Origin of the sequence: Microcoleus sp. LAD1_D5, assembly GCF_036702115.1 — a bacterium.
GTDB lineage: Bacteria > Cyanobacteriota > Cyanobacteriia > Cyanobacteriales > Microcoleaceae > Microcoleus.
The window spans coordinates 176,155-193,294 of sequence record NZ_JAUBSA010000003.1 but is presented as its reverse complement, the minus strand read 5'-3'; the positions used below and the strand labels follow the sequence as shown (position 1 = coordinate 193,294).

The following is a 17,140-nucleotide window of genomic DNA, read 5'->3' as shown; positions in this document are numbered from 1 at the left end:
TGTATGGTTTCGCCACAACTAACGAATTTTTGGCAAATTCGGATCTTTTCGACAAGTCGAGAGTGGTAATTGTTCACCATCTTGTATCGTGGTAATTCTCATTCGATTTCTATCTGTCACCACATTTAAACAAGCACAGCCATATCCATAATTAACATTAGTTTTGACATATTCATCGTCGTTAAAAGGAGGAATATTGTTCATTCCTCCGGCTTGATATCCCCCTTGTGCCGAGATAGTCCACTGAGCATCTTTGTCTTTGAGATACCAATTAGCAGGCGTGGGATTTATTAACCATCCGCACCTGGTTTCAGCCGCTTTCGCAGGAATAACAACGATCGCAAAAGATGAGATAATTGCAGGTATCAACCACTTTAGTTTCATAGCTTTACATCCTAATTTTTGAGCGACAATCATACAGTAATTACGCGCTTCAAGAAAAGAAACAGAAACCGGGTTTTTTAGCGAATCTGCAGGTGACAACGAAATATTGTCGCAAAAACCAGGTTTCTAACTACCTGCGCGTAAGTCCTGTCCAAAATCCAAAATCCAAAATCCCCTAAGACTCCTCGCCGTCTCGGCGGCCGAGCTCGTACACGCCGCCACCAATACAGGCGATCGTACCCATAGATACCGCCCAACCAGTGCCCAGAGACAATTCGACGCCCCAATTGCACAATCCGCCCACAATCAAAAAGGGCAGAATGCTCAACAGCGAAGCGTAAAAGGCATTTTGAGCTTCTCTGGCTTGGCGGGTTCTTTCAAACTCGGCTTCTGAGGTGTAGAGGGATCTCTCGGCAAAATTCATCCAGCGGTTGAGTTGCAGGATTACCCATTCTGTCAGGGGCGACAGGCCCCAGTACAGGGCCAAAGACCACAAGGACGCACCGGCGATCGCAGTTGCGTCTATGGCAAAACTAAAGGGAAAAATTTCAGTAAGCATTGCTTGATGTGTGTTATGAATTTGAGATTTTGGATGACATCCAAAATCCCGGAACTAACTAACTATAGTGTCAAGCAAAAGCTCGATCGAGTTCAACCGCAGCAGGAATTCCTCGGCCAATTTTTTTATTACAGCATATTCCATGTAGATGTGGTACACACAATCTGGCGATCGCCTGCTGTTTGGTGCGTCGCCATCAGCAATCTGTAAGTTTTATCCACCAATATTTCGCAGATCCGCACCCTACAGATTAACACCACACAATATAGCTTTATGGTGTACTTCATGAACCTGGAAGAAGCTTTATCACCCCTGGGCATTTACCCGGAAGCCTTGACACGGGTTTTGGATGGAGTAAGATACACGTTGTTATTAAACTGATTCGCGATCGCGGGTAGAGCTCAAAGCCAATCTTGCAGCGAATTGGCATAACTTACATCTTGCACCTCAGAAACGGGCTCTCCGGCCCGTTCTACAAAGAATAATTTTTTTGTGGAACGGGCCGGAAAGCCCGCCCCTGAAAGCTTTATTGACAAGGGTGCAAGATGTGAGCCTAACAGACAACGCAAACTCCCACACACATTTAACTTTGAGCCGTGAAAAAAATCCTGCAAGACTCTAGAGGCCCGCTGACGGCAAAACGCTTTTTTCGTCTCAGACAGATGCTGCTGCTGGCACTTTCGATCGGCATTGTTTTGATCAGCCCTTATTTGCAGCAGCAGGTGGTCAAAGCTCAGTCAGGCTTACCAACCAGAGTAGCGACGGGTAATTTGTGGCAAGAAGCTTCTTTTCCAGTCGAAAACTTTGAAACATACACTTCCGCCTTCGGCCCCCGTGGCGGGGATTTTCATTACGGTTTGGACTTGGCAGCCCCGGAAGGCAGCTATATCCGCAATTGGTGGGGCGGCCAAATTTCCGAAGTTTGGGAAGATGGCAGGTGCGGCACTGGTATGGTGGTGCGATCGGGAAATTGGGAACACATCTACTGTCACCTCAGAGGCCGAGTGCTAACGGCTAACGGCGGGCGTTATTATACCGATAGCGAAGGTACCTTGCAAATTTGGCAAGGTCAAACAGTGCCTGCGGGTGCGAGAATTGCCAGAGTTGGGATGACCGGCCGCACGAGTGGGCCTCACTTGCACTGGGGACTGAAGTACGGCGGCCGTTGGGTAGACCCGGCTTTGGTACTTCGGGAAATGTACGCGCAACAATCTTAATTAGTCAGTTGTCAGTTGTTAGTTGTCAGTTGGAAGAGGGAAGAGGGAAGAGGGAAGAGGGAAGAAGTAGTGCGTCCCACCGAACCCTTACCAATTACCCATGACCAATGATATGGTTTCCGGTGGCATCGGAATTATATATTTGGATCAGGTCAGTGCGATCGTCCCCGCTCGCACTACATAATTCCGATGCCACCGGATTTGATATGACTGCTGACAACTGACAAACCAACTACTAACTAATAACTGTGGACTAATGACTAATGACCAATGACTAATGACTCTTTACGTTGGGGCTAACTCTTTTTTGGTCAACTCGGTGTACCGCTCGACAATTTGGCGGAACTCGTCGCCGTCGATGGTTTCTTCATCCAACAGCGCTTCGACAAGTTTATCTACCAAAGCGCGGTTTTCGCGGATAATTCGGCGAGCTTCTTCGTAGCAGTCAAAGGCAATTTCCCGGACTTGGCGATCAATCTTGGTTGCCATGTCTTCGGAATACTCGGATCGCGAATTCCAGTTTTGGCCCAAAAACACCTCATTGTTCGGACTTTCAAAAGCCACAGGGCCCAAATCCGACATTCCATAAAGCGTTACCATCTCCCTGGCGAGACTGCTAACTGCTTTGATATCGCCGCTGGCACCCATAGTTACTTCAGCATCGCCGTAAACTTCAGCCTCTGTCGCCCGTCCCCCCAAGGCTACTGTAATCTGGCTTAATAGCCAAGCCCGACTCCTCAAACCTTCACTATCGAGCATTTCGTCGTCGAGGGCAAACTTAGCAAAGCCTGCGATGCCGCCGGAACGCGGAATAATCGTTACTTTTTCAAGTGGATCGGCATTTTTAAGCATGGTCGCGACTAGGGCGTGTCCGACTTCGTGGTATGCTACTATCCACTTTTTCTTGCTGTCCAGCAGCGGGTTGAGGCTAAGCCCGATCGTGATCCGGTCGAGCGCGTCGTAAACTTCTAAGTTAGTAATCGTGTCTTTGCGACGCCTCGCGGTGAGAATTGCTGCTTCGTTGAGCAAGTTTGCCAAGTCGGCGCCGGAAAAGCCGGGAGTGCGGCGGGCGATCGTGTCTAGGGCAACTTCTGGGTCGAGTTTTTTGTTGCGCGCGTGAACTTGCAAAATCCCTAACCGCCCTTTGTAGCTGGGTAAATCTACCGTTACTTGCCGATCGAACCTGCCGGGCCGCAGCAGGGCGGTATCGAGCACGTCGGGCCGGTTAGTAGCTGCAATCACAATCACGCCACTGTTACCCTCAAAGCCGTCCATTTCTGTCAGCAACTGGTTGAGAGTTTGTTCGCGTTCGTCGTTGCCGCCACCGATACCAGCGCCGCGCTGCCTTCCTACCGCGTCTATTTCGTCGATGAAGACGATGCAGGGCGAATTTTCTTTAGCTTTGCGGAACAAGTCGCGGACGCGGGAGGCGCCGACTCCGACAAACATTTCGACAAATTCGGAACCGGAGATGCTGAAGAAGGGGACGGCTGCTTCGCCGGCGATGGCTTTTGCCAGCATTGTTTTACCGGTTCCGGGAGGCCCGATTAACAGAACTCCTCTGGGAATTTTGGCGCCGATGGCGTTGAAGCGTTCGGGTTTTTTGAGGAAAGTTACGACTTCTTGCAGTTCTTCTTTAGCTTCTTCGATGCCTGCTACGTCGTCGAACATCACGCCGGTTTTTGCTTCCATTTGGAAACGGGCTCTGGATTTGCCGAAGTTCATGGCATTTCCTTGAGATTGGGTTGATCGGCGCAGGATTGCCATCAACACTGCCAACACTGCAAAAATCACTAGCAAGTTTACTACTAAACTGACTGCGGCGGCGTTGTCGGCTGTTTGTTTGACTTCAAAGTCAATCTTTTTGGCGCGGATTTGCGAGTACAGTTCTCGGTTGTTGTAGTCGAACAGACTAACTGATTGAGTCTGATCGCTTTTTTGATTTTTTAGCCTAACCTTGGCAGTTTTTTGAGTTTCGTCTACTTCGACTCTACTGACTTGCCCTTTTTCTATGTTGTCGATCAGTTGGCTGTAACTCATGGTGTTTGGCGCGCTCTCGGCAAACACCGGGGTCGAGAGCAATATTCCTTGAGAAATCACCAAACTGCCCAGGATGCGCCACAGATTCCGTCCTGGAATTGATTTTTTAGGATTCTGGCTCGACTTGTCTTTGTTTACAGCTAGATGCCCCAGCCATGCGTGTTTCCAAGAATTTTTCATATTGCTTTGCCCAAGGTTGAAGACTGCCAAGATTGACCGCTTGTGGTTTGCTACGTTCATTTATTTTAACAAGATGGCGGGTGTTGGATGGGTTTATCTCTCGCAGGCATCTGTAAGATGCCCCTCTTGAGGGGGGTTTTGAATCCACGGCTCCTCAAGAAACCGGGTTTTTTATCTAATCTGCGGGCTATAACCAAGGATTTTGCTCAAAAAACCCGGTTTCTGGGCCCACTCCACTGAACTTACCCACGACTCCTCAAGAAACCGGGTTTTTTACCTAATCTGCGGGCTATAACCAAGGATTTTGCTCAAAAAACCCGGTTTCTGGGCCGCGTGCGTAAATCTAAAATCTCAAATCGATTGACAGTTGCCGATCGAACTTGCTATGTTAATCATACTCGTAATGAGTACGTTTTAGGGCGACAGTTATTGTTTTTAAGCTTTATGGTAAAAATAGTCTGCATTGGTGGAAGTTTGCGGGCTGGCTCCTACAGCCAGTTAGCGTTGAAGGTGGCAGCAGAACGGGCGCAGACCCTGGGCGCAGAAGTTGAAATCTTCGATTTGCGATCGCTCAATCTGCCATTCTGCAATGGTGAGAATGATTATATCGATTACCCAGATGTGCAAAAGCTGCAGAATGCGGTTAAGCAAGCCGACGGCTTGATTTTGGCAACGCCGGAGTATCACGGTAGCGTCAGCGGTGCTCTCAAGAATGCCCTGGATTTGATGAGTTTCGAGCATTTGGACGGGAAGGTTGCGGGTGCGATTAGCGTTTTGGGAGGGCAAGTTAACAACAACGCACTCAACGATTTGCGAACCATTTTGAGATGGGTGCACGCTTGGGTAATTCCCGAACAAATTGCGATCGGACAAGCTTGGAAAGCTTTTAGTCCTGAGGGTAAATTGTTGGATGAAAAACTGTCTGAAAGGTTCGACGAATTTGCTCGGAGTTTGGTAGAAAATACGCGGAAATTGCGAGGGATTTCGTAATTGTATCTCATGACAAATGCACTCCTGGACGCAACTGGCATATTCTTTGGGTGCATCCGTCCCCATAATTTCTCGATTTGAAAAGGTTTTCTCTATGTGACGCACCCTACAAGCTGGGGAGTATCCATTAAAATGGCATATCGATCATGTCTCCGAAAGGATGGGGTACGTCGATCGGCATTCTTCCGGGTTGTGACTCATATTTGTCAATCCAGTTTTTGGCCAATTCCAAAGCTTCCTCCTCTGTCTTGGCATTTTGGACGGCGACGTGACGGTTGCCCCGGCTATCCCAAACCTCGACGTAGAAGACTTTCTGGGATTGAATAATCCAACCTTTATAAGTATCTGCTGGTTCCATAGTTAGAATCCTAAAATAATCGGGCGGGAAGTTCGAGTGGCGAGCTAATTGTAAATATTGCGCTGTGTAAAATGAATTTTACGGGGGTTTCTATAGTATTTTTGGAAAAAAGTCAGTTTTACGGTTAACCTCATGACCAGACTCCTGAAGCAATTATTTAACTGGAGAAAATATCTCCAATCTTTGGCGGCGACGATCGCGATCGCCCTAATCGCATCCCAGATGGCGGTATTGCCGGCATTGGCTACTGGCGTGTACGAAATGCCGGTGTTGTCGGCGGGCGATCGAACTTGGGTGTTCGACAAAGGCGACGTGCTCAGCCGCAGCAGCGAAAGCAATATCACCAGCGTGCTCGACAACCTGGAAAACAAAACAGGGAAACAAGTCAGATTTGTCACCATCCACCGCTTAGACTACGGTGAAACGGCTGCCACTTTCACCGACCAACTGTTTGAACAATGGTTTCCCGCAAAAGAAGACCAGACTAATCAAATTTTACTCGTTCTCGACACTGTTACCAACAGCGCGGCAATTCGCACCGGCGAAGGGGTTAAGTCCCTGCTAACCGATGAAATTGCCCAGAGTGTAGCTGGAGAAACCGTTCAAGTGCCGCTGCGGGAAGCCAATAAATACAACGAGGCATTTGCGGCTGCAAGTACGCGCCTTGCAACTGTTTTGTCGGGCGAACCCGATCCGGGTGCTCCTGAAGTTGTTGACAACATTCAAGTTGAAGGCACGTTTAAAAAAGCGGAAGAAACAGACCAAGGCAATGCCACAGTTGTTGTGGTTGTGCTGTTGGTATTGGCGACAGTGATTCCGATGGTGACTTATTTCTGGTATCAAGGTTTTTCGTAATCGGTGCTGCTTGCATCCGATCGGTTGCCGTTTTGCAAGAAAATATGGCAGGGCTGCACTAATCTTGAACGTATTCTCGATCGCTCAACAATGCAATTTCTGCCCGTACAAATTCCCGTCCCAGATAAGCCGCGTGATCTAACATTGTCACCGGGCTGGGGCGGGTTTCTTCTAGGATTTTGACACAAAGTTCTTTGGCGGTTCTGCCGGTAAAAAGTGTGACCTCCGTGCGTTCTACTTTGCCACGGGCGGGGATGGGTTTACCAGTTTCGGGATCGACGGCGAGGCCTCGATCGTCGATGATGTTGGTGAAATGTTTGGCACAAATTAAGCTGGTTTCGCGATCGAGATAGATGATGAAGTAGCCGCCTGGATCGAGGTCGAGGTGGCGTTTGGATAGGTTGTCATCGATTGCGGTGAGGTTTTCCAAGGTTTGACTCATGGTTGGTGAAAGAAAGTAAACAATAGCTGTAATTTTTGCTGCTATTTCTAGTTTAGTCGGCTGCGGGACAAGTTTGGGACATTATTCTCTGGGATATCTCTGGGGACAGGGCTGAGCCTAAGTCCGGCGCGGGGTTGTGCGACTTTTAATGAGAGGTATAAGATTGAGGGCTGTAGGAAGAGTTGTTGAAATTGATAGAATGAACCGCAGAGAGCGCAGAGAACGCAGAGTGAAATAAGAGAGAGAAATAAAATATGTTATCATTGGGATGAATAACATTTTGTATTAAATTATAGATGAAATTTATAGATTTGTTTTCAGGAATAGGAGGTTTTAGACAAGGTTTTGAAAGAGTTGGCTTTGAATGCGTTTTTTCCTGCGAAATTAACAGCAAATGCCGACAAGTTTACCAGGATAATTTCAGTGACGTTCCTTTTGCAGACATCAGTAACATCAATCCCGCCGATTTAGCAGACTTTGATGTTTTAGTCGCCGGCTTTCCTTGCCAACCTTTTAGCATCTGTGGCAAAAAGTTGGGTTTTGAAGATACTAGAGGCACGCTGTTTTTCGAGATTTGTAAAATTATCAAAGTAAAACAACCTCAAGTAATTGTCCTAGAAAATGTCAAGCACTTGATCCATCACGACAAGGGAAATACATTAAAAGTAATTATTGCCAGCCTAGAAGACTTGGGCTACAGCGTGAATTACAAAATGCTGAATGCTAAAGATTTTGGAATTCCTCAACATCGTGAAAGAATATTCATTATTGCAACTAAAGGTAAAGAATTTAATTTTTCTCGACTTAAAAGCAAGTTTCCTCCCCAACTCAGGGAATTTCTAGACGAGACAGGGGATTTTGAAATATTGAATAAATCAGAGTATACTCTAATTGAGTCTCCGAGAAAGCAAGATTCGGGACTTTTGTTTGTAGGTTACAGAAATAAAGGTACTTGGAAAACTGGCGTGAGGCCCAATACAGAACATTTATCGAGAGTTCACAGACAGCCTAATCGCATTTATTCGGTAGATGGAGTGCATCCGACTATTCCTTCGCAAGAAACCTCTGGCAGGTTTTTTATCTACATTCCTGAGCAAGATATGGTGAGAAAGTTGACGCTGAAGGAATGTTACCGTCTTATGGGTTTTCCTGAAGATTTTAAGAGTTATCCGAGTGCAGGGGAAAGTTACAAGCAAATTGGCAATTCGGTTTGTGTGCCGGTGGTGGAGGCGATCGCCAAAGAAATACTGGGCGGTTGAAACCGCGCAGTATTATCAAGGGTTTTTAACCCGGATTTGATCGGACAACTTGCTAAGCTATGTTTGCGAAGGTTGCCATACGATGCTCGATCGCTGTGCTAACAAATCGGCCAATCTTTCAGCTCTGTTTCGATCATCTTTCACCTGAGGTAAACCGACAATCAGAGCGTGGGATGCTGAATCAGGTACTGCATCTAAACCTAATTCACGAATTTGTCCTACTTGCAGACTAGCAACTCCGAAACAATTGTTGAACTTTGCTGCACATTGTTCGGGGGAACAAACACTGGCAATTGTCACCGATAAACCCAGTTCATTCGCTCGCAGTAAGTAAGCGGAAGATACAACTAAATTTGCTTCGTCAATCCATTGTCTCCGGAGTAAAGCTCTATAGACAATAGCACTGTCAGGTAAAGAATTGAAGTGATTTTTCGTACTCATAAGTCGTTAGTTATAACATACAGTAGATTCCCATTGAATGAAGTACATTCACCCCACCCGCCCTATCGGGCACCCTCCCCGAACTTCGGGGAGGGTTGGGGAGGGGTGTACTCTATTTAGATGCAAAGCGCTGTATTGAGGAACAAGCTCTCACTTCACTCTGCTTTAGAAACGAGCCAAAAAAAAGGAGCTCCTGGCTGGAACTCCGAGTAAGGGTTGGTTCATTGGTATTAATGCGAAAGTCGATTGTTAGTGGTGAGGCTTAAAAAAAAAGCCTGCCAAGTCTACGAATAATAGATATTATAGCACGTTTTCACACTTATAAGAGTGTTTTACAAGAAATATAGGAGCTACCTGGTATTTTACTTGCCACTGTAATGAATCATTAGATATTTATGACTACATCTGATTCCCTCCGAGAATATTTATCAGTCATACCTTATTAAACCACTCTAGCCAATGGGCTAAGGTTGCTGCTGAAGTAATATCTTCCGAGCCATACTCCTCACTCTTTTGATGATAAATGTAAGCTTTCTCATCAGCATTATGCGGGCAGAACAAGCGTATTCTCCGATCGGCATTTACATTTTGCCAAGCAAGTCTGATACTACCTATATCATCTGTACCAGTAGATGCTTTCGGAAAATTATCACCCAAAATATCATAGGTTTCTACAATCAATTTCATCGCTGTTCTGAAAGCATACTCAGTCGGTCTCAAAATCCCGTACTCATCCTCTTGTTCTAAATCTAAAAGTTCGAGCAGACGTTCGACAGTGATGCGGAAATTCGATAAACCGCTGTTGCTACTGCTATCAGTAGTTTGTTCCTTTGCTAGAGTCATAAGATTAAATTCATTAAGTCGCTCACTCTTTTTATGCTAACACATTTAGAACTTACGCATCGAGGACGAGAAACCGGGTTTCAGGGAAGAAAATACGCACATTCCAGCCAAAAGAAACCGGGTTTTTTGGAAAAACCCGGTTTCTTTGGTCGGACTGCGTAAGTCCTATGAACTTTTGAAGCTTGTAGTTGCGCTTGAGTCCCAGCAGGCGCTGAAGCGCAACTACAAACCTGTATTAGGCTGGAACTTGGATTCTTTCAGTGCCGGCAAGTTCAAAGGCTGCGTGAACTGCCTTCAAAGCGGTTACGGCTTGTTCCTCATCCACAACACAGCTAATTTTAATCTCGGAAGTTGCAATCATTTGAATGTTGATTTGCTGGCGGGAAAGCGCTTCAAACATCTTTGCCGCTACTCCCGGATGCGCTACCATCCCGGAACCGACAACGCTAACTTTGGCAATTTGTGTATCGACTGCTACTTCGCCCCATCCGAATTCTGGGGCTGCTTTTTCCAGGGCTTTTTTAGCAGCTTCGGCGTCAATTTGCGCGACGGTAAATGCAATGTCGCGAGTTAATATGCCGTCGATATTGTGGCAGCGCTGCGACTGAATAATCGTGTCTACGCTGATATTTTCCTCGGCTAAAAGTCCGAACAGTTTTGCTGCTACTCCGGGTCGATCGGGCAATTGGCGAATTGCTAGACGCGCTTGATTGAGATCCAACGCAACGGCGCGGACTGCGGGCGGTTTGTGGGATGCTGAATGCAGCCCAATAGGGGAGTTGGCGACATCAAATGCTTTGCAGAGTTCGGCAACGGCCCGATCGCAATCTTCGGCATCGATCGCACAACTAACTTTCACCTCGGATGTAGAAATCATTTGAATGTTAATTCCCGCATCCGCTAAAGTCTTAAACATCTGCGCCGCTACCCTCGGACGACCGATCATTCCCGCACCCGCAATGCTAACTTTAGCTATTGGTCGCTCTTCTGCTTTCACTTCCGGTTCTCCCAATTCTGGGCGAGAATTCTTGCCGAGGGTGGGAATAATTGCATCTGCAACGGCGGTGGCTTGTTGCAGAGATTTTCGCGTCACGGTGAAGGCAATATCGTTAGTATTTCCTTCATGAATTGACTGGATAATTAAGTCTACATCGAGATTTTGTTGGGCGATCGCACCAAACAACCGCGCTGCTACTCCCGGGCGATCGGGCAAACGCAGCAGCGACACCCCTGCCTGATCTAAGTCAAATTCCACCGCATCCACCGCTGTTGCGAGCTCCAAACCCTCCAAAGGGCGAAGTTTCGGGGGTGGGGACACTACCCGCGTACCGGGGGCGTCACTCCAGCTAGAAAGCACTACCAACGGCACGCCGTAATTCTTGGCAATTTCTACCGCGCGCGGGTGGAGGACTTTTGCGCCCAAACTCGCCAATTCCAGCATTTCGTCGCAAGTGATTTCGTCCATCAATTGCGCGTCAGCAACCAAGCGCGGATCTGTAGTCAGAATTCCGGGCACGTCGGTATAAATTTCGCATCTGTCGGCCCGCAGCGCTGCGGCGAGGGCAACTGCTGTTGTGTCGGAACCGCCACGCCCCAAGGTGGTAATTTCCAATTCTCCGGCATCGGCGATACCTTGGAAGCCCGCAACCACAACGACTTTACCGCTTTTTAACTGGGTTTCCAGCCGATTCGGGTCGATTCGCAAAATCCGGGCGCGGGTGTGGGCGGCTTCGGTGACAATGCCGACTTGGGCGCCGGTGAGGGAAATGGCGGGCTGTCCCATTTCCTGCAATGCCATGCTCAAAAGTGCGATCGAGACTTGTTCCCCAGTGGAGAGCAACATATCCATTTCCCGCTTGTTGGGATTTGGGGAAATTTCCTTGGCGAGTTTAACTAAACCGTCGGTGGTTTTGCCCATCGCCGAAAGTACGACAACGAGAGAGTTGCCGAGCTGTGCTGTTTTTACAACTCGTCGGGCTACTTCCAAAATGCGATCGACTGTACCAACCGAGGTTCCGCCATATTTCTGAACAATTAGTGCCATAGATTCTACACAAAGCTACAAAATACTTATCAAATAATACAAGCAGCTTCTGGATTAGAAGTGGTAATTTTTAAAATTCCCATACGACAAACCGGAGACAAGAAAAAAATATCTGCGTAAACGATAAAAATATGTGGGTATGGGCGGGTTTTACCAGCCATTTAATTCTCTCACACCAATAATTTAATAAACCCGCCCTCTTTATTCGGATTTTAGCCTCCTTCTAGCTCTCGCAAACGCGCTTCTAAAGCTTGAATTCGCTGCTCGGCTTCTATTCGCCTTTCCCGTTCTTCTTCTGCTTCTGACTGCGCTTGTTCGACTGCCAATTCCGCTTGTTCTACCCGTTCATCAGCGGCCAGCAGCAAATTCCCCTCAGCATCCCACCAGCGCATCCAAGGCAGTTCTACGCCCTGATAAATTCCTTGCCAAATGCCTAATTCCAATCCCCTTGGCTCGATTTGGTAATGTCCGCGCTGATTTTCTGACATTAACTCAAATCTATCTTCCACCAAATGATAGCATTCTATTTTGGCTTTTGTGACTTCATAAATTCCGTAAAAAGCAGGTCGAATAATCCGCTCGTAAATCCAGAATTTGCCTTTTTTTGGAGTTTTATCTCTTTCTTCGCTGCCATCTCCAGAGACAAATTCTAATATGATTAACGGCGGCATTAATTCTTTCCGCATCACATAGGAACGGCGCATATTTCCGTCGAGAGTTGGCGGCACGTCGGGGACGTAAAACCAATCCGGTGCTTCAGCTCCTCTGCCTAGGGGTTCTGGGGGTTGCGGGACTCGCCAATAAATGCCGGAATCTTGACCGATACAATATTGTCCGTCGGGATGAAGTTGGTCTAAAATGGGTCGAACAGATGTTGTTAACAGGATGCTTTGAGGGTGTTCTTGAAAGTTTTTTACAAAAGTACCGTCGGAATCTGGTAATTGAGTGTGGTCTGGAAAATCTGTAAAATCTGTTACTAGAAGTTCGGGTTTTTCGGTGACACTCATGTTGACCTCTTGAATGCTAAAAAATTATAATTTACATTGGGAACGGATGATGAGTCAGTACAAGTTAATTATTTTCGACTTCGACGGTACTTTGGCAATTACTCACAAAGCTATTGTATTTTGCTTTACCAAAACTTTTGAAAGCTACAATATTGCCCCGCCTGCTGCTGATACTATTATAGGTACAATCGGCATCAATTTACCAAATAGTTTTAAAATTCTCCATCCGGCGATCGAGGAAAGTGCAATTCCTGAATGGGTTGAAACTTACCGCTCTTATTATCGGACTGAAGGTGAAAAGCAGGTAGATTTATTCCCGGGGACAAAGCAAGTCTTGCAGTTGGCGCGTCAGTCTGGATTGAGCCTGGGAGTTTTTAGCAACAAACACGTTAGTTTTGTTGATTCGTTGCTGAAAACTTTGAAAGTTCACAGTTTTTTTGATTTAATTTTAGGTGATAATGGACAAATAATCCCGAAACCCAATCCGGCGGTTTTTCACTCGATTATTAAACCGCTGTTCCCGGAATTGGATAACAGTCAAGTTTTAATGGTTGGCGATACAGCGGTTGATTTGCTGTTTGCTAAAAATGCTGGGATAGATGTTTGTTGGGCGGCTTACGGATATGGCGATCGCGCTAAGTGTCTCGCCCTAGAACCGACAGTTGCGATAGACGATATTTCAGAACTTGCTGCGATCGTTCAAAATTAATGTTGACTCTGTTTGTTTAAAATATTTTACACGTTTTAAATAAAAATAATTAAAAAAATATTTTACTAGAGCCGGACGCTCTATTTGTTTTGATTCAATCGAAAAAATAAATGCGCGAACCTGTAAGCCGCCCAAACTCTGCTAAGTAAACCATACCAGAGATAGAGTGATCGCCGCAACAGCTATTATAAATTAACAAGTAGGATTCCTTTGAAGGTAGAAGGCACAAGGCAAAAAGCCGAAGCAAAAAACGAGGGATGCCAGATTTTTTGTAGGTATAATTAGTTGCCAAATTTTTGCATAATAACCTTCTAAGTTCTGCCTTCGCCAAACAGGCAATTCTGTTAAACTTTAGGGTGTGCTGCCAGTCGGAATCGACAATAAACTCAATATATAGAAACTCATGCAGATCGATATAAGCATTCCTTCTGAAACACTATCGCCATCGCCGACTCGCACTGGCGGCAATGCACCGAATTTAATAGAAGAAGTATTTCGGCTGTACGATCGCGCCCTGGCAGCTACCAGCAACGGCATCGTGATCGCGGACGCTACCCGGCCGGACCAGCCCATAGTCTACTGCAACCCGGCTTTCGAGCGGATTACAGGCTACGATCGCCTCGAAATAATCGGGCACAACTGCCGCTTCCTGCAAGGCCCGGATACCGATCGCGCTGCCGTCGATCAAATCCGCGTGGCCCTGAAAGAACAACACGACTGCAAAGTAATTCTGAAAAACTACCGCCAAGACGGCACCCCATTCTGGAACGAACTCACCATCTCGCCGGTGCGCGACAGCAGCGGGCTCGTTACCCACTTCATCGGCGTCCAATCTGATATCACCGATCGCAAACAAGCAGAAGAAGCCCTCAAAGAAGCCGAGGCAAAATACCGCAGCATCTTTGAAAACGCCACCGAAGGCATATTTCAAACCGCCCCAGACGGGCGCTACCTCAGCGCCAACCCGGCACTCGCCCGAATGTACGGCTACGATTCCCCGTCAGAACTGATCGCAAAATGTTCGGCAAAAAACCTTTACGCCGATCGCACCCGCCGCGCTTCCTTCATGGCCGAAATTAGCAAAAATGGCTCCCTGAAAGAGTTTGAGTCCTGCGTCTGCCGCCGAGACGGCAGCACTACCTGGATCTCGGAAAACGTGCGCGAAGTCCGCGACGAAGATGGCGAACTCCTTTACTACGAAGGAACCGTCGCCGAAATCGCTGCCCGCAAACAAGCCGAAGCAGCCCTGCGAAATCAAGAATACTGGCTGAAAACCGCGATCGACGCCGTGCCCGACGCGATCAACCTCACAGACAGCGAGGGGCGCTGGCTGATTGCCAACGACTGCGCCCTCCAACTTTTGGGCTGGGAAACCGCAGACTACCAGCGCAAAACTACTGCCGAACTTGCTGCCACCGCCGATCCCAGAGTCAGAGAAATCCTGGTAACTTGGCAGGAAACCGACGAAACCACGTGGCAAGCAGGCACTCTTACCTCCAGCCGCCAAATTGTCTCCTTGCCCACAGGCGGCAGCAATTTGTTTGAAGTGCGGAAAGTGCCGCTGTTCAACCCCGACGGTTCGCGCAAAGGTTTGGCAGTCGCGGGGCGGGACATCACCCAGGAAGTGGCAGCGGATGCAGCTTTGCGAGACAGCGAACAGCGGTTTCGGGCAATTTTTGAACGCGCTGCCATCGGCATGGTAGTCGCTACCCTCGAAGGTGTTGCGATCGCCACTAATCCGGCCTTTCAAGCTATGCTGGGGCGATCGGAAGCTCAACTGCGGGGTGTGCGACTCGACGACTGCGCGCACCCGGAAGACGCACAAGCTTCGCACCAGTTGCGCCAACAGTTGGCCGCGGGCTCGCGCGAAGCTTACCAAATAGAAAAGCGCTACCTCCGCCCAGACGGTAGCATCAGGTGGGGACGCCTCAGCGCCTCTGTCATCGACAGCAGTCAGGGAACGCCACAGTTTATTTTGCAAATGGTAGAGGATATTACCGATCGCAAACAAGCCGAGTCAGCTTTGTTGCAAAATGAGGCTAAGTGGCGATCGCTGATTCTCAACAGTTCCGACATCATTACTATTCTCGACGAAAGCGGTCGCATTGTTTACGGAAGCCCTTCCGTAGAAACAGTTTTGGGCTACGAACCAGAGGAACTCGCCCGTCAAATTGCCGTCGATTTCATCCACCCTGACGACCTTCCCTCGCTGATGTCCGACGGCGAAAAAATGATCGCAAATCCAGGCGATCCGATCGCCCTAGAAGGTCGGTTCCGGCGCGCTGACGGTTCTTGGTGTTTTCTCGAAGGTGTGGGCATCAACTTGCTAGCAGACCCCGCTGTGAAAGGAATTGTGATCAACTCCCGCGACATGACGGCGCGCAGGCAAGCAGAGTACCGCCTCAGCAAAATCAACGAGTGCTTTTTGGGATTCACCACCGACGCGGCTAACAACATCCAGCGGCTGACATCCTTAGCCGGCGAGCTTTTGGGCGGAAGCTGCGCCATCTACAACCGCGTCGGTGACGGTGTGCTGCGCGCGATCGCGACTTGGCAAGCGCCGCCGGACTACCCGCTGGTCGATCGCGCCGAGGGCCACATCTGCACCGACGTATGCAGCAAAGGAAGCGATCGGGCACTGGCCATTCCTGACTTGCAGAACACGATCTACGCCCAAACCGATCCCGCTGTCATCCGCTACCAACTCCAAAGCTATCTGGGACAAGCAGTGCGGCTGGGCGACGATTACGTGGGTGCGATGTGCGTTCTCTACACTGAGTCGATCGCGCCCACAGAAGCCGACTGCAAGCTGATCGGAATTATTGCCGGGGCGATCGGAGTTGAGGAAGAACGGGCCGCCGCCGCCTCGCGCGATCGGCAAAAATCCCAAGAACTGCAAACAGCTTTGAGCAACTTGCAGCAAACTCAAATGCAGTTAGTACAAACCGAAAAAATGTCTTCCCTGGGACAGGTGCTAGCAGGAATTGCCCACGAAATAAACAACCCAGTTGGCTTTGTCGCCGGCAACCTCTGCCACGTCCGAGGCTACGTTCTCGACTTGTTAGAAATCGTGCAAGTGTATCGAGAAGAGTACCCAAATCCCCCAGCAAAAATTCAGCAACAAGCCGAGGATATAGACTTAGAATTTCTAGCAGAAGACCTGCCAAAATTGCTCAGTTCTATGCAGACCGGATGCGAGCGCATTGTAGAAATTATTCAAACTCTCCGAAATTTCTCGCGGGCGGACGAAGCGAAAATCAAAACTGCCGACATTCACGAAGGTTTAGAAAGTACCTTGTTAATGTTGAATAGCCGACTGAAAGCCAAACCCAAGTGGCATGGCATTAAAGTGATTAAAGAATACGGAGAACTGCCGCAAATAAACTGTCATCCCGGACTGTTAAATCAGGTATTTATGAATGTATTGGCAAATGCGATCGACGCCTTGGAAGAAAGCAGCAGCCAAGCAAAAAATATCGCTAATTCTCCCTTTCCTACTATTACGATTCAAACTGAAACGATTGATAACAAGAGCATTTGTATTCGGATTAAAGATAATGGTTTGGGCATTACCGAAGATCAGATCGTGCGTTTGTTTGACCCGTTTTTTACCACAAAACCCGTAGGAAAAGGCACAGGTTTAGGTTTATCAATTTCGCACCAAATTGTCGTTGAAAAACACAACGGCAAATTGCAGTGCCTCTCGGAACCCGGCAAAGGCACTGAATTTATCATCGAAATTCCAATTAAGTAGAAGGAATCAGGAAGGCACTACACGGATGAACATTAATAAGCTGTTGTGCCTTTAAATA

Annotated in this window: 17 protein-coding genes; 7 read left to right on the top strand and 10 right to left on the bottom strand. The window is 47.9% G+C overall.

All coding sequences use genetic code 11. The annotated features are described in order from the left end of the window. Positions 1–18: 18 nt before the first annotated feature. Both QUA70_RS02875 and QUA70_RS02870 read right to left on the bottom strand, forming a co-directional pair. Positions 19–384: a DUF4087 domain-containing protein gene (locus QUA70_RS02875; RefSeq protein WP_333344363.1), complete on the bottom strand. Its 366-nt coding sequence runs from the start codon at positions 382–384 to the stop codon at positions 19–21. A 175-nt stretch (positions 385–559) separates the two neighbouring features. Then, positions 560–943 carry a hypothetical protein gene (locus QUA70_RS02870; RefSeq protein WP_333162726.1) on the bottom strand — a complete coding sequence of 128 codons (384 nt, stop codon included), beginning with the start codon at positions 941–943 and terminating at the stop codon, positions 560–562. Positions 944–976: 33 nt separating this feature from the next. Between QUA70_RS02870 and QUA70_RS02865 the strand changes: the two genes are divergently transcribed. Then, positions 977–1,153 (top strand): hypothetical protein, encoded by a 177-nt coding sequence (locus QUA70_RS02865; RefSeq protein ID WP_333334343.1) that lies wholly within the window; start codon positions 977–979, stop codon positions 1,151–1,153. A 452-nt stretch (positions 1,154–1,605) separates the two neighbouring features. Continuing rightward, entirely contained in the window at positions 1,606–2,160 is a 555-nt protein-coding gene (locus QUA70_RS02860) for a M23 family metallopeptidase (RefSeq protein WP_445251598.1), read from the top strand. 285 nt (positions 2,161–2,445) lie between these two features. On the opposite strand, the gene ftsH is transcribed toward QUA70_RS02860, so the two are convergent. Then, entirely contained in the window at positions 2,446–4,380 is a 1,935-nt protein-coding gene (gene ftsH, locus QUA70_RS02855; RefSeq protein ID WP_333334339.1) for an ATP-dependent zinc metalloprotease FtsH, read from the bottom strand. Positions 4,381–4,824: 444 nt separating this feature from the next. On the opposite strand from ftsH, the gene QUA70_RS02850 reads away from it, so the two are divergent. After that, the gene (locus QUA70_RS02850) at positions 4,825–5,370 is read left to right on the top strand and encodes an NADPH-dependent FMN reductase (protein WP_333334369.1); all 546 of its coding nucleotides are present in this window, start codon (positions 4,825–4,827) and stop codon (positions 5,368–5,370) included. Positions 5,371–5,497: 127 nt separating this feature from the next. On the opposite strand, the gene QUA70_RS02845 is transcribed toward QUA70_RS02850, so the two are convergent. After that, on the bottom strand, positions 5,498–5,728 hold the full coding sequence (locus QUA70_RS02845; protein ID WP_332984916.1) for a hypothetical protein: 231 nt from the start codon (positions 5,726–5,728) through the stop codon (positions 5,498–5,500). Positions 5,729–5,860: 132 nt separating this feature from the next. Here QUA70_RS02845 and psb32 point away from each other — a divergent pair, with 132 nt between their 5' ends. Then, positions 5,861–6,583, top strand: coding sequence for a photosystem II repair protein Psb32 (gene psb32, locus QUA70_RS02840; RefSeq protein ID WP_333344365.1), 723 nt, complete (start codon positions 5,861–5,863; stop codon positions 6,581–6,583). 58 nt (positions 6,584–6,641) lie between these two features. Here the strand turns inward: psb32 and QUA70_RS02835 are convergent, their stop codons facing one another. Continuing rightward, positions 6,642–7,025 (bottom strand): DUF4346 domain-containing protein, encoded by a 384-nt coding sequence (locus tag QUA70_RS02835; RefSeq protein WP_333334336.1) that lies wholly within the window; start codon positions 7,023–7,025, stop codon positions 6,642–6,644. Positions 7,026–7,321: 296 nt separating this feature from the next. Here QUA70_RS02835 and dcm point away from each other — a divergent pair, with 296 nt between their 5' ends. Next, positions 7,322–8,284 carry a DNA (cytosine-5-)-methyltransferase gene (dcm, locus tag QUA70_RS02830; RefSeq protein WP_333334334.1) on the top strand — a complete coding sequence of 321 codons (963 nt, stop codon included), beginning with the start codon at positions 7,322–7,324 and terminating at the stop codon, positions 8,282–8,284. Positions 8,285–8,341: 57 nt separating this feature from the next. Here dcm and QUA70_RS02825 read toward each other — a convergent pair whose 3' ends face one another. The 5 genes from QUA70_RS02825 to QUA70_RS02805 all read right to left on the bottom strand — a co-directional run bounded on the left by QUA70_RS02825 (position 8,342) and on the right by QUA70_RS02805 (position 12,619). Beyond that, positions 8,342–8,725, bottom strand: a complete 384-nt coding sequence (locus QUA70_RS02825) for a hypothetical protein (protein WP_333334332.1) — start codon at positions 8,723–8,725, stop codon at positions 8,342–8,344. A gap of 432 nt (positions 8,726–9,157) precedes the next feature. Then, the gene (locus QUA70_RS02820; protein WP_333334330.1) at positions 9,158–9,568 is read right to left on the bottom strand and encodes a hypothetical protein; all 411 of its coding nucleotides are present in this window, start codon (positions 9,566–9,568) and stop codon (positions 9,158–9,160) included. A gap of 235 nt (positions 9,569–9,803) precedes the next feature. Then, on the bottom strand, positions 9,804–11,612 hold the full coding sequence (locus QUA70_RS02815) for an aspartate kinase (RefSeq protein WP_333344367.1): 1,809 nt from the start codon (positions 11,610–11,612) through the stop codon (positions 9,804–9,806). A gap of 29 nt (positions 11,613–11,641) precedes the next feature. Then, complete coding sequence (locus tag QUA70_RS02810) at positions 11,642–11,773, bottom strand: hypothetical protein (RefSeq protein WP_333334327.1); 132 nt, start codon at positions 11,771–11,773, stop codon at positions 11,642–11,644. Positions 11,774–11,824: 51 nt separating this feature from the next. Then, positions 11,825–12,619 (bottom strand): Uma2 family endonuclease, encoded by a 795-nt coding sequence (locus tag QUA70_RS02805; RefSeq protein WP_333344368.1) that lies wholly within the window; start codon positions 12,617–12,619, stop codon positions 11,825–11,827. Between the two features lie 13 nt (positions 12,620–12,632). Between QUA70_RS02805 and QUA70_RS02800 the strand changes: the two genes are divergently transcribed. Both QUA70_RS02800 and QUA70_RS02795 read left to right on the top strand, forming a co-directional pair. Continuing rightward, a complete protein-coding gene (locus QUA70_RS02800) occupies positions 12,633–13,328 on the top strand; it encodes an HAD family hydrolase (protein ID WP_333344370.1) in 696 nt (231 codons plus the stop codon). A 403-nt stretch (positions 13,329–13,731) separates the two neighbouring features. Continuing rightward, on the top strand, positions 13,732–17,082 hold the full coding sequence (locus tag QUA70_RS02795; protein ID WP_333344372.1) for a PAS domain S-box protein: 3,351 nt from the start codon (positions 13,732–13,734) through the stop codon (positions 17,080–17,082). Positions 17,083–17,140 lie beyond the last annotated feature (58 nt).

Coding starts and splice junctions, on each gene's coding strand:
- QUA70_RS02795 (WP_333344372.1), top strand. CDS start 13,732: ATGCAGATCGATATAAGCATTCCTTCTGAAACACTATCGCCATCGCCG.
- QUA70_RS02865 (WP_333334343.1), top strand. CDS start 977: ATGACATCCAAAATCCCGGAACTAACTAACTATAGTGTCAAGCAAAAG.
- QUA70_RS02870 (WP_333162726.1), bottom strand. CDS start 943: ATGCTTACTGAAATTTTTCCCTTTAGTTTTGCCATAGACGCAACTGCG.
- QUA70_RS02815 (WP_333344367.1), bottom strand. CDS start 11,612: ATGGCACTAATTGTTCAGAAATATGGCGGAACCTCGGTTGGTACAGTC.
- QUA70_RS02835 (WP_333334336.1), bottom strand. CDS start 7,025: ATGAGTCAAACCTTGGAAAACCTCACCGCAATCGATGACAACCTATCC.
- QUA70_RS02860 (WP_445251598.1), top strand. CDS start 1,606: ATGCTGCTGCTGGCACTTTCGATCGGCATTGTTTTGATCAGCCCTTAT.
- QUA70_RS02845 (WP_332984916.1), bottom strand. CDS start 5,728: ATGGAACCAGCAGATACTTATAAAGGTTGGATTATTCAATCCCAGAAA.
- QUA70_RS02805 (WP_333344368.1), bottom strand. CDS start 12,619: ATGAGTGTCACCGAAAAACCCGAACTTCTAGTAACAGATTTTACAGAT.
- QUA70_RS02810 (WP_333334327.1), bottom strand. CDS start 11,773: ATGGCTGGTAAAACCCGCCCATACCCACATATTTTTATCGTTTACGCA.
- QUA70_RS02875 (WP_333344363.1), bottom strand. CDS start 384: ATGAAACTAAAGTGGTTGATACCTGCAATTATCTCATCTTTTGCGATC.
- dcm (WP_333334334.1), top strand. CDS start 7,322: ATGAAATTTATAGATTTGTTTTCAGGAATAGGAGGTTTTAGACAAGGT.
- QUA70_RS02825 (WP_333334332.1), bottom strand. CDS start 8,725: ATGAGTACGAAAAATCACTTCAATTCTTTACCTGACAGTGCTATTGTC.
- QUA70_RS02820 (WP_333334330.1), bottom strand. CDS start 9,568: ATGACTCTAGCAAAGGAACAAACTACTGATAGCAGTAGCAACAGCGGT.
- psb32 (WP_333344365.1), top strand. CDS start 5,861: ATGACCAGACTCCTGAAGCAATTATTTAACTGGAGAAAATATCTCCAA.
- QUA70_RS02800 (WP_333344370.1), top strand. CDS start 12,633: ATGCTAAAAAATTATAATTTACATTGGGAACGGATGATGAGTCAGTAC.
- ftsH (WP_333334339.1), bottom strand. CDS start 4,380: ATGAAAAATTCTTGGAAACACGCATGGCTGGGGCATCTAGCTGTAAAC.
- QUA70_RS02850 (WP_333334369.1), top strand. CDS start 4,825: ATGGTAAAAATAGTCTGCATTGGTGGAAGTTTGCGGGCTGGCTCCTAC.